Source organism: Microbacterium sp. ANT_H45B (assembly GCF_008369345.1).
Classification (GTDB): domain Bacteria; phylum Actinomycetota; class Actinomycetes; order Actinomycetales; family Microbacteriaceae; genus Microbacterium.
On the sequence record NZ_VOBK01000001.1, the window covers coordinates 685851 to 698930 of the forward strand.

A 13080-nucleotide genomic window follows, 5' to 3' on the forward strand; every position below is an offset into this window, starting at 1 on the left:
CCAAGGAAGCAGGTGAGCACATGAGTGACCCCATTCTCAGAGTCGACGGGATCAGCAAGGGATTCCCCGGTGTGCAGGCTCTCAAGCAGGTGCACCTCGAGGTGCGCGCCGGTGAGGTCCTCGTGCTCGTCGGTGAGAACGGCGCAGGCAAGTCCACCCTGATGAAGATCCTCTCGGGCATCTACACCAAGGACGAGGGCACGATCACCTTCGAGGGGTCGGAGGTGGAGCTCACCAGCCCGCTGCAGGCCCAGCAGCTCGGGATCACGATCATCCACCAGGAACTCAACCTGATGCCCGATCTCACCGTGGCGCAGAACATCTTCGTGGGGCGGGAGCCGACCACCGGTCCGTTCCTCTCGGAGCGCAAGCTCAACGCGCAGACGGCCGAACTGCTCCAGCGTCTCGGCATCGGGCTGAACCCGAAGCAGCTCGTGGGCGAGCTCACGGTGGCCGAGCAGCAGATGGTCGAGATCGCCAAGGCGCTCTCCTTCAATGCCAAGGTCCTGATCATGGACGAGCCCACCTCGGCGCTCACCGACTCCGAGACCGAGACGCTGTTCGTGCTGATCGAGCAGCTGCGGGCATCGGGTACCGGGATCGTCTACATCTCGCACCGCATGGACGAGTTGCGGCGTCTCGCCGACCGCGTCACGGTGCTCCGCGACGGCACATACATCGGATCACTGGACCGATCCGAGGTCAGCATCCCGAAGATCATCGAGATGATGGTCGGCCGCGTGATCGACGAGGGAACGCGCCCCGCGGCCCGTGAGCACGCCGACGACCCCATCGTCCTCGATGTGCGGGGGCTCTCGACCCGGAACCTCCTCAAGGACGTGTCGTTCCAGCTGCACCGGGGAGAGATCCTGGGCTTCGCGGGACTCATGGGGGCAGGGCGCACCGAGACCGCCCGTGCGATCATCGGCGCCGACCGCAGCGACGGCGGCGAGATCACGATCGGCGGACGTGCGGCCAGGATCACGCAGCCCGCGGATGCCGTCAAGCACGGCCTCGGGTACCTCTCGGAGGACCGCAAGCTGCTCGGGCTGATGCTCGAGCAGGATGTGACCTTCAACACCGTGCTCGCCTCGCTCGGCACCTACGCCAACGGCATCGGCTGGATGGGCGACAGCAAGGCCAAGAGCCGCACCAAGGAGTATGTCGAGCAGCTGCGGGTCAAGACGCCCTCGGTGAACCAGATCGTGAAGCTGCTGTCGGGAGGCAACCAGCAGAAGGTCGTCATCGCCCGGTGGCTGATGCGCGACTGCGACATCCTCATCTTCGACGAGCCGACTCGCGGCATCGACGTCGGCGCCAAAGAAGAGATCTACCGCCTCATGCAGCAGCTCGCGGATGCGGGCAAATCCATCATCGTCATCTCGTCGGAACTGCCGGAGATCCTCCGCGTCGCGAACCGCATCGCGGTCTTCGCGAACGGACGCATCACCGGCACCCTCCGCAACGAGGACGCCAGCCAGGAGAAGATCATGCAACTCGCAGCACACGGGGAGGAAGACTGATGAGCGCTCCGCAGAACGGGTCGTCCACGACGACGATCATCCAGACCGCCCTCGACGAGAACACCGACAAGCGCGACGTCGTCGGGTTCCTGAAGCGTCAGGTCCAGCAGTCGCTGGCATTCGGCACGCTCATCGTGCTGGTGCTGTTCTTCTCGATCGCCAGCCCCAACTTCTTCACCTTCAGCAACATCGCCACGGTGCTGCTGTCGACGGCGGTCATCGGCATCCTCGCCCTCGGCACGACCTTCGTGATCATCACCGGCGGCATCGACCTGTCGATCGGAACCGGCATGGCGCTGTGCGCCGTGATGACCGGCGTCATCGTCACGAACCTGGGCCTGCCGGTCTGGGTGGGTGTGATCGGCGGCGTCCTCACCGGTGTGCTGATGGGCCTGGTCAACGGCGTGAACATCACGTTCCTCCGGCTGCCCCCGTTCATCGCGACCCTCGCGATGATGATGATCGCCGGCGGTCTCGCGCTGGTGATCTCCAACGTCGCACCGATCTACTTCTCGACCTCGGCTCCCGATTTCAAGAAGATCGCCCTCGGCGTCATCATCCCCGGCATCCCGAACGCCGTGCTGATCACCGCCGCCCTCGCGATCGTGGCCTGGCTGGTGCTGTCGAAGACCCTGCTCGGTCGCTACACGTTCGCGATCGGATCGAACGAGGAGGCCACCCGCCTGTCGGGTGTGAACACCCGCCGCTGGACGATCCTCATCTACATGTTCGCCGGTGCCTTCACCGGGATCGCGGGCATCGTCATCGCCGCCCGCCTCGACTCCGCCCAGCCGCAGATCGGCACCGGCTACGAGCTGCAGGCGATCGCCGCGGTGATCATCGGCGGAACCTCGCTGCTCGGCGGACGCGGCTCGATCCTCGGCACCGTGATCGGCGCGCTCATCATGAGCGTGCTCGTCAACGGCCTGCGCATCCTGTCGATCCAGTCGGAGTGGCAGAACATCGTCGTCGGCGTCGTCGTGCTCCTGGCCGTCTTCCTCGACTCGCTGCGCAACCGCCAGCACACCTGACCCATCCACCACCCGAGAACGCAGCACCAGAGAACGCAGCACCAGCTGCGATCCGCACCACCTCACACGCAGTCCCATCCACCACAGAACAATGGAGTTTTCATGAAATTCGGCAAGAAAACCGCATTCGCGGCGCTCGTGGCCGCATCGGCCCTCGTCTTCGCAGGCTGTGCAGGCGGCGGCGGTGACGTCATCGAAGAAGGAAGCGGCGACGGAGGCAGCGGCGATGGCGAGATGTACATCGCGCTCGTGTCGAAGGGCTTCCAGCACCAGTTCTGGCAGGCCGTGAAGAAGGGCGCCGAGGACAAGGCCGAGGAGCTGGGCGTGCGCATCACGTTCGAAGGCCCCGCCGCCGAGACCGAGATCGCGCAGCAGCTCGAGATGCTCACGAGCGCCATCGACAAGAACCCCGACGCCATCGCCTACGCGGCCCTCGACCCCGAGGCGTGCGTCGCTCCGCTCGAGCAGGCCAAGGCCAAGGACATCCCGGTCGTCTACTTCGACGCCCCGTGCGACGGCGACGTGGGCCTGAGCCTCTCGGCCACCGACAGCAAGGTCGCCGGCGCGCTGGCGGCCGAGCACATGGCGGAGCTCATCGGCGGAAAGGGAGAGGTCGCGATCGTCGGCCACTCGCAGATCAACTCCACCGGTGTCGAGCGTCGTGACGGCTTCGTCGACAAGATCGAGGCCGACTACCCCGACATCGACATCGTCGACATCCAGTACGGAGACGGCGACCACCTGAAGTCGGCGGACATCGCGAAGACGCTGATCGCGGCGCACCCCGACCTCAAGGGCATCTACGGCACCAACGAGGGCTCGGCCATCGGCGTCGTGAACGCCGTGAACGAGCTCGGTCTCGAGAAGGGCAAGATCACGATCGTCGGCTTCGACTCGGGCGCGGCCCAGATCAACGCCATCAAGGACGGCACCATGGCCGGCGCGATCACGCAGGACCCGATCGGCATCGGCGCGCAGGTCGTGCAGGCCGCCTACGACGCCGCCAACGGCGAGTCGGTCGAGAAGTTCTACGACACCGGTTCGTACTGGTACGACAGCACCAACCTCGAGGACAAGGACATCGCCGCGGTCCTCTACGAGTGACCCGAGCAGATCGTCGGAAGCCCCTCGCCTTCGGGCGGGGGGCTTCTTCCGTGTCCGGCGGTGCGGCGGATCAGATGCGGCGGATCAGATGCGGCGGAGGAAGGTGAGGATCGACGACGGCTCGACGATGAGCTGCTGCAGCGCCTCGTTGAACGGCACTCCCGCAGGAGCGGCGATGTGCGACCGGAAGGCCGCCTCGTCGCGATAGACCTCGTAGACGAAGAACCGGTCGGGGTCGTCGACGAGACGGGTCGCATCGAACACGACGTTGCCCTCCTCGGCGCGGACGACATCGGCGAAGTCGCGCAGCAGCGCGGCGACCTCGTCGCCCCTTCCCGGGCGCGCGGTGAACACGGCGTGCAGGATGGTCGGTTCGGTCATGAGGTCTCCTCGGGGTTCGTGGTGCGGCGTTTCGTCTCGGTGCTTCGCTCCTCGCTCAACGGGCGGGGAGGGGCGGTGGGCGTTTCGTCTCGGTGCTTCGCTCCTCGCTCAGCGGGCGGGCGTTTCGTCTCGGTGCTTCGCTCCTCGCTCAACGGGCGGAGGCTGGGGGTGCTTCGCTCCTCGCTCAACGTGCGGGGGTCAGGGTGAGCAGCCGGGCGGGGTTGGCCACCAGCATCCGCTCGACGGCGTCGTCGCCGATCGCGGACCGCAGACGAGGGACGTAGCGCTCGCCGAGGTAGGCGAGGCCGGGCATGCCGCCGTACGAGATGTAGCGGGTGCGGCGGGCGACGTCTCCGCCGAGCACGATGCGATCGACGGCCCCGTACTCGACCACCCGCGCGGTCAGCGCGAGCAGCTCGGCATCGGAACGGGTGCGCGGACGGGCGAACCCGTCATAGCCCAGGTAGGCGCCGCGCTCGGCGAGAGACGCGTGCAGACCCGGATCCGGGTCGCGGTCGGCATGCGCGAGCACCACGCGGTCGGCGGCCACGCCCTCACGCTCGAGCAGATCGAGCACCTCGTGCGCGGCGGTGCAGAATTCCAGATGCACCATCACCGGCGCTCCGGTCATCCGCTGCGCCGCCGCGACCGCGAGCAGCGTCGTGTGCTCGAACGGGCTGATGCGCCAGTAGTCCACGCCGGCCTTCAGCAGACCGGCGCGCACGGGCGCCTCGCCGTCGGGGCCGAGTGCGCGCACACCCTCGGGATCGTCGTCGTGGCGCGGCATCCCCTCCTCGACCTCGCGGATGAAGCGCGCCGACAGCGTCTCGGCATCCGCCGAGCGCGTGGGGTGGTCGGGGCCATAGTGCGCCTCGCGGTGGCGTCCCGTCGAGGCGACGACCTGCACCCCGGTGCCGGCGCTGATGCGCGCGACCCCCTCCGGATCCCGGCCGAGCCCGAACGGGGTGGCGTCGACCATCGCCGTGAAGCCGCTGGCCTTCAGCAGCGCGGCCTCTCGACCCGAGAGGTCTTCGTCGTCGAGCTCGTCGCCGACCAGCAGCGGCGAGATCTGGAAGAGGTGCTCGTGGTAGTCCGTCGGCCCGAGCTGGGCAGGGTCGACGTCGCCGAGGACCGTGCGGACGACGGACATCAGCGCACCGATTCGGCGGCGTCGGCGAGACGCTCGACGATCTCGGGCGTGAGGTCGATCTCGAAGACGTCGGCGACCACCTGCGACCAGCCGTGGATGAAGTACCGCCAGCCGTCGACGACGTGCAGGCCCTGCGCGGCCTCCTGGGCGCGTGCCTGATGCAGGAACTCCAGCGAGCCGCGGTAGTTGAACTCCCACACCCAGGCGCCCTCGGGGAACACGACATCGTCGGGCAGCGGTGAACCGGGGCGATCCTTGCCGAGACCGGTGGCGTTCACGATCAGCGACCCTGTCGGCGCCGAGGCGACGATCGCGGCGGCATCCTGCACCGTGTCGGTGCGCACGTAGGTGATCAGTCCCTCGGGAGTGCCGTGCTGGCGGTGCACCTCGCGCAGGTGAGTGAGGGCGTCGTCGTCGCGGGCGGTCACGGTGATCTTCGCCGGAGCATCGGCCCGTTCCGCCAGCGCCCAGCTGAGGGCGGTGCCCGAGCCCCCGGCGCCGAGGATCACGACCTCGGCCCCCGTGCGGGCGAAGTGATCGGCGGGAAGGAAGTCGTTCAGCGCGAGGTCGACCGTGAGCGGATCCTTGGCCCGCCCGATCAGCCGGTCGCCGCGCTTCGAGATGCTGGAGATCTCGGCGCACGAGACGGCGAAGGGATCGAGCTCGTCGAAGAGGTCGGACGCGGCGGCGAACACGTTCATCTTGTGCGTCGTCACGAGCGCGCCGCGATGGCGGGGGTCGTCGCGGATCCGCTCGACCATCGCGACGTACTGCGCGGGCGTCGCATCCATGGGCAGGTCGTGGCCCACGAGATTCGCGGTGGGCAGGCCCAGCACCTCGGCCCACGCCGGGAACACCCTCATGATCGACGACGAGCCGGTGCTCACGCCGATGAAGCCCATGTAGCCGCCGGTCGTGGTGGCGGGAGTCTCGGTGAGTGTCATTGCCTGGGTCCTTCAGGATCGCGGGGAGACGGGATGCAGGGGAGGGCGGCCCGCGAGCACGCTGAGCACGTCGTCGAGAGACATGGATCCCATGGCGTCGACGGCCTGCGTGGTCTGGGCGCCGAGGTGGGGCGTGACGATCACGCGGTCGGCGAGGTCGTCGGCGAGCAGGGGGCTCGCGCTCGCCGCGGTGTCGCCGTCGAGCGTGTCGGCGGCGTACGCGCCGAGGCGCCCGTCGCGCAGCGCCTCGGCCAGCGCCGACTCGTCGACCAGATCGGGGCGCGCCGTGTTCACCAGGATCAGGCCGTGGCGGATGCCGTCGAGCCGCGCCCCATCGACGAGCGCTCGCCCGCCCGGAGCGTGCAGCGTGATGAGGTCGGCGGTGCGGAACAGGTCGTCGAGGTCGGCGGGTTCGGCGCCCGCGTCCGCGATCACGGCGGCGGGCAGGAACGGGTCGGTGGCGAGGATGCGCGGGCCGAAGCCGCTCAGCCGCCGCGCGACACCCTGCCCGATCCTCCCGAATCCGACGATGCCCACGGTCGCCGCGCCGAGCTCCCTGCCGCGGCGGACGCTCCAGTCGCCGCGGCGCACGCGACGGTCGCCGTCGGCGGTGTACCGGAGTGCCGAGAGCATGAGCCCGACGGCGTGGTCGGCGACGGCATCCGCATTCGCCCCGGGGGTGTTCGTCACCGGGATGCCGCGCCGCACCGCTGCATCGAGATCCACCGCCTCCGTGCCGACGCCGTAGCGCGCGATGACCCTGAGGTTCGGGGCGGCGGCCAGATGGTCGTCGGTCACCGGTCCGGTGCCCGCGATCCAGCCCTCCGCCGCGGCCAGCAGCGGCGCGAGCTCGGGAAGGGCGTGGTGCGCGGGGCCGCGCACGATCTCGTGGCCTGCGGCGTGTGCCAGGGCGACGAGGTCGACGTCACCGTCGGAGAACGAGCGGCTGGTCGTGAGGATGACGCCCATCAGCTCTCGCGGCCGGTGGGGGCGGAAGCGGGGGCGGATGCGAACCACGGTTCGAGGGCGTCGTACGCCGCCGTGAAACGGGCGTGCCGCTGTGCGTGCACGGCGTGCCGACCGGCATCCGGGGTGAACTCGGCCGTGACCTCGCTGAGCGCGCGGGCCGCGGAGAAGTCTGCGAGTCCGAGTCCCACGGCGCCCGTGACGGCCGCGCCGAGGCTGTTCGCCTCTTCGACGATGGTGCGGCGGCGGATCGGCACGCCCCACACGTCGGCGAGGATGCCGAGCCAGGCGTCGCTCTGGGCGCCGCCGCCTACGGCGTCGATGCGGTCGATCGTCGCACCGGATTCCCGGAACGCCTCGATGCAGGTGAGCAGGTTGTACGCCACCCCCTCGAGCACCGCTCGGGTGAGGTGCGCACGGGTGTGGTGGCGCCCGAGTCCGACGAAGGCCCCGCGGGCGTGCGGGTCCCAGAGGGGCGATCGCTCACCCAGCAGGTAGGGGAGGAAGTAGAGATCCTCGGTGTCGAGGTGGCCGCCGGCCTCGGCCGTCAGCCGCGCGGTGTCGGGGTGCGCGGGGTCGGGGGAGAGCGCCTCGGAGATCCACTGCACCGAGGCGCCGCCTGCCTGCATGGTCGCCGTCGGGACGAAGGAGCCCGGCACCACGTTGTCGAACGTCATGGTGCGCATCTGCGGATCGTGCAGCGGCGCGAGGCTCGCGAACGAGATCCACGACGAGGTGCCGAGACACACGTACGCGCCGTCCTCCGGGGCGACGATGCCCGAGCCGACCGCGGCGAGCGGTCCGTCGCCGCCGCCCATCACGACGCGGACGGAGGCGGGGAGGCCGAGGGCATCCGCCGCCTCGACCGTGAGGGATCCGGCGACGGTCGTCGATTCGAGGATCTCGGGGAACAGTGCGGCGTCGAGTCCCGCGGCCGCGAGCACCTCGGTCGACCAGATGCCGCTCTGCTGGTCGTAGGCGTTCGTGCCGGAGGCGTCCGACCGCTCGGTCGCGAGGCGGCCGGTGAGCCGATAGACGATGTAGTCCTTCGCGACGCAGAAGTGGCGCACCCGCGCCCACACGTCGGGCTCGTTGTCGCGCACCCACATGATCTTCTCGACCGAGTAAGTGGGATTCAGGCGGTGGCCGAGCAGGCGGTAGGCGTCGTGGGCGCCGAGACGCTGCTCGAGGGCGTGGGTCTGGGTGCCCGAGCGGGTGTCGGCCCAGATGATCGCCGGCCGCACCGGATGCCCGTGGGCGTCGAGGAGCACCGTGCCCATCATCTGGCCGCTGACGACGAGGCCGCCGATGGTCTCGGGCGCGACGGTGGCGCGGTCGAGCAGCTCGCGGGTGGCCGCGACCACGGCATCCCACCAGTGATCCGGATCCTGCTCGGCGATGCCGCCCGCGGCGAAGTGGGCGGGGTACGGCACGGTGACCGAGGTGACGAGACGCCCGTCGTCGTGGTGCAGCGACGCCTTGTTGCCGGTGGTGCCGAGATCGTGCGCGATCAGCATGGCCCGGCCCTCACTCCGCCGAGGGGGACGCGGAATAAGGACGCAGGTCCACGCCCTCGCTCGCGCGATAGGCGCGTGCGCCCATCCCGTGATCGAGGACCCACCCGTAGTCGTGTCCGGCGCCGCCGGGGTAGACCGCGAGGAAGGCGTAGGGCTCGTCGCCCGTGTTGACCGAGCGGTGGGCCCAGCCCGGCGGGATGTAGCCGATCGTGCCCGGCAGCATGTCGAGCCACTCGGTGCGCTCGCCGTCGAACATCAGCAGGCCCCCGCGGCCCTTCAGTGCGAGGTAGATCTCGCCCTGGTGGTTCGGATGCTGGTGGCCCTTGGTCATCCAGAGCTCACCCGAGGTGTCGCCCGGCATGATCGTCGTGATCGACTGCGGCAGCTCGCGATCCACCTCGGGGACGGGCGAGCTGACCACGGTGTAGACGACGGGGTTCTCGCCGGCCGATGCCGCGGCCCAGGCATCCGCGTCCAGGAACAGGCCCTCGAGGTCGGACATCCGCCGCGTGAGGGTGGGCCCCTCCGGACTCAGCGTGAGCGCCTCTGCGTCGAACGAGATCGCCATCGGCGAGATCGGGGGCGTGTGGAACTGGGGCATCGATGCTCCTCGTACGGATGCTGCGGCGCTGCGCAACCTGTAATGACAAGTCGAGTGTACCTGTGATGACAGGTGGCGTCCAGCGTTCGGAGAGCGCGCGACGCTCCTGGTCTCAGGATGCGGCGCGCAGCGTGCGAGCGAGGTGGGCGCGGCCGCCCCTGACCGCCTCGGCCGTCACCTCGTCGAGTCCCGGATACTCGGCATGGCCGGCCGGGAGGGCGGCCAGCTCGAGCATCCGGGCCGCGTTCGCGACGCCGAACTGCCCCTGCGGCGGCACCGACTGATCCCACAGCGCCGCCTCGACCCGCACCGGGACGCGGGCGACGCCGAGAGCCGTCGACGCGTCGAACCAGCGCAGCACCTCGCGAGCCTCCGGATGCACCGCGATGTGCGCGCGCACCGCCTCGCCGCTGCCGAGACACCGCGCCGCCAGCCGCTCGTCGTACTGCCCGAAGCTGGGCACGATGAGGGTCGCCCCGATGAAGCGGTCGTCCCACGGGAGAGCGAGGGCGCCGATGCCGCCGCCGAAGCTCTCGCCGATGTAATAGAGCGGCAGGGGAGCCACCAGGGCGGTCAGCGCATCCGCGGCGAGCCAGAGGTCGCGGGCGCACAGTCCCAGCACGTAGTGATCGGGATCGTCGATGCCGGTCAGCACGTGCTCGAGCGGCTGATCGGGGGCGCCGACACCCGCGTTCAGCGTCGCGAGACCGCGGGCGACCGGGAAGATCGCGGCGGCGTCGGCGGGCACGCGCGACAGATCGACCGCATCCCGCCCGCCGTACCCGTGGCCGTGCACGACGCCGACGCGGACGGGGCCCTCGAGCGGCTCGACGAGCCAGGCGCGCAGCCGGATGCCGTCGACTCCTGCATGCTCGATGATCGACACCCGTCGGCCGTCCACCGACGAGGTGGAGAGCACGGTGGGGTCGGCATCCGTCGCCCGCGCCTCCTCGCGCCAGCGCATCCATCGCTCGGTGAAGCCCGGCGGCGCGGGGACCGGCGCGATCTCGCGCAGCGTGCTCGGCGTGTGCCCGTACGTGCCGTCGAACTCGGCGTGGGGGAACCAGGTGTCGTAGGGCGAGGGGAAGGACGTCATCGGTCTCCGAGCGGGTCAGGCGTTCGCGCGCCGTGCCCGATACGCGGCGACGGCGTTGCGGTTGGTGCAGGTGGTCGAGCAGTAGCGCTTCGAGCGGTTTCGCGACAGATCGAGGGCCAGGGCCTCGCAGGTGTCGTCGGCGCAGATCGAGATGCGGGAGCCCTCATCGGCGCGGATGACGTCGATCAGGGCCATGGCGGTCTCGATCAGCACGCGCTCGGCGAGCGGACGCTCGTCGTCGACAGCGTGCAGGTGCCAGTCGACGCCGTCGTGGCGCACGAGCCGGGGCGCGAGGTGCGCCTCGGCGAGGGCGGCGTTCACGTGCCGGGCCATGTCGTCACGGGGTGCGAGCAGCATGGCGCGCAGCCGGGGGCGGATCGCCCGCAGTGCGGCGAGCTCGGCGTCATCGCGGTCGAGTCGTCCCGAATAGGGGAAGTCCGTGAGGAAGGCGTCGTGGTCCGCGAGCGTCTCGAAAGTCGCGGGGTCTTCGGCGGAGTTCACCAGCCGGACCGCCGCGCGCAGCGCCTCTTCCGTGTCATCGGTGAAATTCATATTGACACCTTACATCGTGCGCGAGTAACGTCACCTGTCATGAGCCACATTGCGAATGACGCCACGGTGCCGGGCGTGCGCATCGGTCTGCCGCTGGCTATCGGCGCGGCCTTCGCCTTCGGGATGTCGGGTGGCTGGGCGCGCGGGCTCATCGATGCGGGATGGACGCCGGGAGCCGCCGTGACCGCGCGGGTGTGGATCGCCGCGCTCGTGCTCCTGATCCCGACGATCGTGTCGCTGCGAGGGCGATGGGGTGTGCTGCGCAAGAACGCCGCGCTGGTCGCCGCCTACGGTCTGCTCGCGGTGACCGCCACGCAGCTCTGCTACTTCCAGGCGGTCGCCGTCATGGACGTCGGCCTGGCCCTGCTCATCGAGTACACGGCGCCGATCGCCGTCATCCTGTGGCTGTGGCTGCGCAGGGGAGAGCGACCGACCCGCCGCAGCGTGATCGGCGCCGCCATCGCGTTCGTCGGGCTCGTGCTGATGCTCGACATCGTCACGGGCGCGGAGGTGAACGTCGCCGGCATCCTCTGGGCGCTCGCCGCGATGGTGGGGGCGGCGACGTACTTCCTCCTGTCGGCCAAGGCGGACACGGGGATGCCGCCGATCGCCCTCGCCGGGGGAGGGCTGCTGCTCGGCGCGGTCGCGCTGACGGTCGCCGGGCTCGTCGGTATCCTGCCCATGGCGTGGACGACAGACGACATCGCCTACCGCTTCGGCACCGTGCCGTGGTTCGTCCCGGTGCTGGCGATCGGCCTCATCGCGACGGCGCTCGCCTACGTCCTGGGTATCGCCTCGACGCGGATGCTGGGGTCGCGCCTCGCATCCTTCATCGCCCTGTCGGAGGTCGTCGCCTCGCTGCTCTTCGGCTGGCTGCTGCTCGGGCAGTCGCCTGACCTGCTGCAGGCGCTCGGCGCTGCGCTCGTGCTGGTCGGCGTGGTCGTCGTGAAGCTCGGCGAGCCGCGCTCCACAGCGCTCGGGGAGCCGGAGATGGTTTCCTCACGCGCAACGATGTGATAGTTTCTTCACGGGAAACCATTGGAGGATGATCGCAGTGAACAATGACGACGCACAGAAGAATCTCGATCTGGCGCGAGAGGGCCAGCGCCGGGCCGCTCGCACGGGCGCCCTCGCCGCTGCGGCCGTGACGGCGGTGATGATCATCGCGTACGCCGCGGTCGTCGATCTCGACATGCTCTGGCTGTTGGGTGTGGTGACGCTCGCCGTCGTGGTGCTCTCGGTGGCCAGGCCGATCCGATTGCGCCTCGACTGGTCGGATCGACGCGGCGTGGTCCTCTTCGTGGCGAGCATCCTCGCTGTCATCGGCGTCTACGTGGCGACGCAGGCGCTCGTGCGTGCGCTCGACTGGGCGGCGCCGAACACGATCTCGGCTCTGATCGCCGCGGTCGTCATCTTCGTGGTGTGCGCTCCGGCGCTCGTGCGTCTCGCGACGCGCAGGGAGCCGCTCGACGGAGGGGTGCGGCGCGGCGATGCCTGACGGCTCGCCGTCAGAGAGCGGCGATGCGGCGGGAGGATCGGTCTCTCCCGCCTCCGCGCTCGATCCGCTGTTCCATGAACCGGCGCGCCTGGCGGTGCTGTCGGCGCTGTCGCCGGCCGAGTACGTCGACGTCTCGACACTGCTGCGGCTCACGGGAGTGAGCAAGTCGGCGCTGTCCAAGCATCTGTCGATGCTCGCCGGTGCCGGCGTGGTGAGCGTCAGCCAGAGCGCCTCCGACAAGCGGGGGAGGCGCGTGGCCCTCACGCCGCTCGGACGCGCGAGCTTCACCGCCTACCTCGCGGCGCTCACGGCTCTCGTGCGCGACGCTCAGCGGCCGGGCGCAGGGGCTTCGAGCCTCTCGTAGCGAGGCCGCTCCGATCGCCGGCGCATGCCTGGCTTGCGCGGCGTGCCCGCTTCCGTGCGGGGTCGATTTCGTGCGGGGTCGACTTCGTGCGGGGTCGACTTCGTGCGGGGTCGACTTCGTGCGGGGTCGATTTCGCATCCCGGAGCGGCGTTTCGGGTGCGCAACTGACCCTGCACGGATTTCCGGGTGCGTAACTGACCCCGCACGGATTTCCGGGTGCGTAACTGACCCCGCACGGAGGAGCGGATGCCGCCCGCCCGCCGCTCGCGTGGGCCGGACAGGGAGACCGGGTGTCGACGGAGCGACGGCGCTGGAGTCGCTATGTATACGTCGAGGTGCGGTTGATCCCTCGA

General features: G+C 69.8%; 14 protein-coding genes. 6 read left to right on the forward strand and 8 right to left on the reverse strand.

Translation table 11 applies throughout. From position 1 onward, the window contains the following. The first annotated feature begins 20 nt into the window (after positions 1 to 20). The 3 genes from FQ142_RS03330 to FQ142_RS03340 all read left to right on the forward strand — a co-directional run bounded on the left by FQ142_RS03330 (position 21) and on the right by FQ142_RS03340 (position 3658). Positions 21 to 1523 (forward strand): sugar ABC transporter ATP-binding protein, encoded by a 1503-nt coding sequence (locus FQ142_RS03330; protein WP_149422196.1) that lies wholly within the window; start codon positions 21 to 23, stop codon positions 1521 to 1523. Further along, positions 1523 to 2554 (forward strand): ABC transporter permease, encoded by a 1032-nt coding sequence (locus FQ142_RS03335; protein ID WP_174233215.1) that lies wholly within the window; start codon positions 1523 to 1525, stop codon positions 2552 to 2554. Before FQ142_RS03330 ends, FQ142_RS03335 begins: the two co-directional genes overlap by 1 nt. 102 nt (positions 2555 to 2656) lie before the next feature. Further along, positions 2657 to 3658: an ABC transporter substrate-binding protein gene (locus FQ142_RS03340; RefSeq protein WP_045252554.1), complete on the forward strand. Its 1002-nt coding sequence runs from the start codon at positions 2657 to 2659 to the stop codon at positions 3656 to 3658. A gap of 84 nt (positions 3659 to 3742) precedes the next feature. Here the strand turns inward: FQ142_RS03340 and FQ142_RS03345 are convergent, their stop codons facing one another. From FQ142_RS03345 to FQ142_RS03380, 8 genes are all read right to left on the reverse strand, one after another. Continuing rightward, complete coding sequence (locus FQ142_RS03345) at positions 3743 to 4039, reverse strand: putative quinol monooxygenase (RefSeq protein ID WP_149422197.1); 297 nt, start codon at positions 4037 to 4039, stop codon at positions 3743 to 3745. Between the two features lie 184 nt (positions 4040 to 4223). After that, positions 4224 to 5189 (reverse strand): phosphotriesterase, encoded by a 966-nt coding sequence (locus FQ142_RS03350; protein WP_149422198.1) that lies wholly within the window; start codon positions 5187 to 5189, stop codon positions 4224 to 4226. After that, on the reverse strand, positions 5189 to 6133 hold the full coding sequence (locus FQ142_RS03355; protein WP_149422199.1) for a shikimate dehydrogenase family protein: 945 nt from the start codon (positions 6131 to 6133) through the stop codon (positions 5189 to 5191). Before FQ142_RS03355 ends, FQ142_RS03350 begins: the two co-directional genes overlap by 1 nt. Before the next feature lie 12 nt (positions 6134 to 6145). Further along, positions 6146 to 7102, reverse strand: a complete 957-nt coding sequence (locus FQ142_RS03360; RefSeq protein ID WP_149422200.1) for an NAD(P)-dependent oxidoreductase — start codon at positions 7100 to 7102, stop codon at positions 6146 to 6148. Beyond that, the gene (gene xylB, locus FQ142_RS03365; protein ID WP_149422201.1) at positions 7102 to 8616 is read right to left on the reverse strand and encodes a xylulokinase; all 1515 of its coding nucleotides are present in this window, start codon (positions 8614 to 8616) and stop codon (positions 7102 to 7104) included. Before xylB ends, FQ142_RS03360 begins: the two co-directional genes overlap by 1 nt. Before the next feature lie 10 nt (positions 8617 to 8626). Continuing rightward, positions 8627 to 9217: a glucose-6-phosphate isomerase family protein gene (locus FQ142_RS03370; RefSeq protein ID WP_056415269.1), complete on the reverse strand. Its 591-nt coding sequence runs from the start codon at positions 9215 to 9217 to the stop codon at positions 8627 to 8629. 112 nt (positions 9218 to 9329) lie between these two features. Further along, positions 9330 to 10313 (reverse strand): acetylxylan esterase, encoded by a 984-nt coding sequence (locus FQ142_RS03375; protein ID WP_149422202.1) that lies wholly within the window; start codon positions 10311 to 10313, stop codon positions 9330 to 9332. A 15-nt stretch (positions 10314 to 10328) separates the two neighbouring features. After that, a complete protein-coding gene (locus tag FQ142_RS03380; protein ID WP_149422203.1) occupies positions 10329 to 10865 on the reverse strand; it encodes a CGNR zinc finger domain-containing protein in 537 nt (178 codons plus the stop codon). A 39-nt stretch (positions 10866 to 10904) separates the two neighbouring features. Here FQ142_RS03380 and FQ142_RS03385 point away from each other — a divergent pair, with 39 nt between their 5' ends. From FQ142_RS03385 to FQ142_RS03395, 3 genes are read left to right on the forward strand one after another with little or no spacing between them, the layout of a single operon-like run. Further along, positions 10905 to 11882 (forward strand): EamA family transporter, encoded by a 978-nt coding sequence (locus FQ142_RS03385; RefSeq protein ID WP_149422204.1) that lies wholly within the window; start codon positions 10905 to 10907, stop codon positions 11880 to 11882. A gap of 28 nt (positions 11883 to 11910) precedes the next feature. After that, positions 11911 to 12363, forward strand: coding sequence for a hypothetical protein (locus FQ142_RS03390; RefSeq protein WP_149422205.1), 453 nt, complete (start codon positions 11911 to 11913; stop codon positions 12361 to 12363). Further along, positions 12356 to 12727 carry a transcriptional regulator gene (locus tag FQ142_RS03395; RefSeq protein WP_149422206.1) on the forward strand — a complete coding sequence of 124 codons (372 nt, stop codon included), beginning with the start codon at positions 12356 to 12358 and terminating at the stop codon, positions 12725 to 12727. Before FQ142_RS03390 ends, FQ142_RS03395 begins: the two co-directional genes overlap by 8 nt. Positions 12728 to 13080: the final 353 nt, after the last annotated feature.

What these genes read in the sequence shown, in the direction of transcription:
- FQ142_RS03335 (WP_174233215.1), top strand. Translation starts at nt 1,523, where the DNA reads ATGAGCGCTCCGCAGAACGGGTCGTCCACGACGACGATCATCCAGACC.
- FQ142_RS03330 (WP_149422196.1), top strand. Translation starts at nt 21, where the DNA reads ATGAGTGACCCCATTCTCAGAGTCGACGGGATCAGCAAGGGATTCCCC.
- FQ142_RS03345 (WP_149422197.1), bottom strand. Translation starts at nt 4,039, where the DNA reads ATGACCGAACCGACCATCCTGCACGCCGTGTTCACCGCGCGCCCGGGA.
- FQ142_RS03370 (WP_056415269.1), bottom strand. Translation starts at nt 9,217, where the DNA reads ATGCCCCAGTTCCACACGCCCCCGATCTCGCCGATGGCGATCTCGTTC.
- xylB (WP_149422201.1), bottom strand. Translation starts at nt 8,616, where the DNA reads ATGCTGATCGCGCACGATCTCGGCACCACCGGCAACAAGGCGTCGCTG.
- FQ142_RS03350 (WP_149422198.1), bottom strand. Translation starts at nt 5,189, where the DNA reads ATGTCCGTCGTCCGCACGGTCCTCGGCGACGTCGACCCTGCCCAGCTC.
- FQ142_RS03380 (WP_149422203.1), bottom strand. Translation starts at nt 10,865, where the DNA reads ATGAATTTCACCGATGACACGGAAGAGGCGCTGCGCGCGGCGGTCCGG.
- FQ142_RS03390 (WP_149422205.1), top strand. Translation starts at nt 11,911, where the DNA reads ATGATCGCAGTGAACAATGACGACGCACAGAAGAATCTCGATCTGGCG.
- FQ142_RS03340 (WP_045252554.1), top strand. Translation starts at nt 2,657, where the DNA reads ATGAAATTCGGCAAGAAAACCGCATTCGCGGCGCTCGTGGCCGCATCG.
- FQ142_RS03375 (WP_149422202.1), bottom strand. Translation starts at nt 10,313, where the DNA reads ATGACGTCCTTCCCCTCGCCCTACGACACCTGGTTCCCCCACGCCGAG.
- FQ142_RS03355 (WP_149422199.1), bottom strand. Translation starts at nt 6,133, where the DNA reads ATGACACTCACCGAGACTCCCGCCACCACGACCGGCGGCTACATGGGC.
- FQ142_RS03395 (WP_149422206.1), top strand. Translation starts at nt 12,356, where the DNA reads ATGCCTGACGGCTCGCCGTCAGAGAGCGGCGATGCGGCGGGAGGATCG.
- FQ142_RS03360 (WP_149422200.1), bottom strand. Translation starts at nt 7,102, where the DNA reads ATGGGCGTCATCCTCACGACCAGCCGCTCGTTCTCCGACGGTGACGTC.
- FQ142_RS03385 (WP_149422204.1), top strand. Translation starts at nt 10,905, where the DNA reads ATGAGCCACATTGCGAATGACGCCACGGTGCCGGGCGTGCGCATCGGT.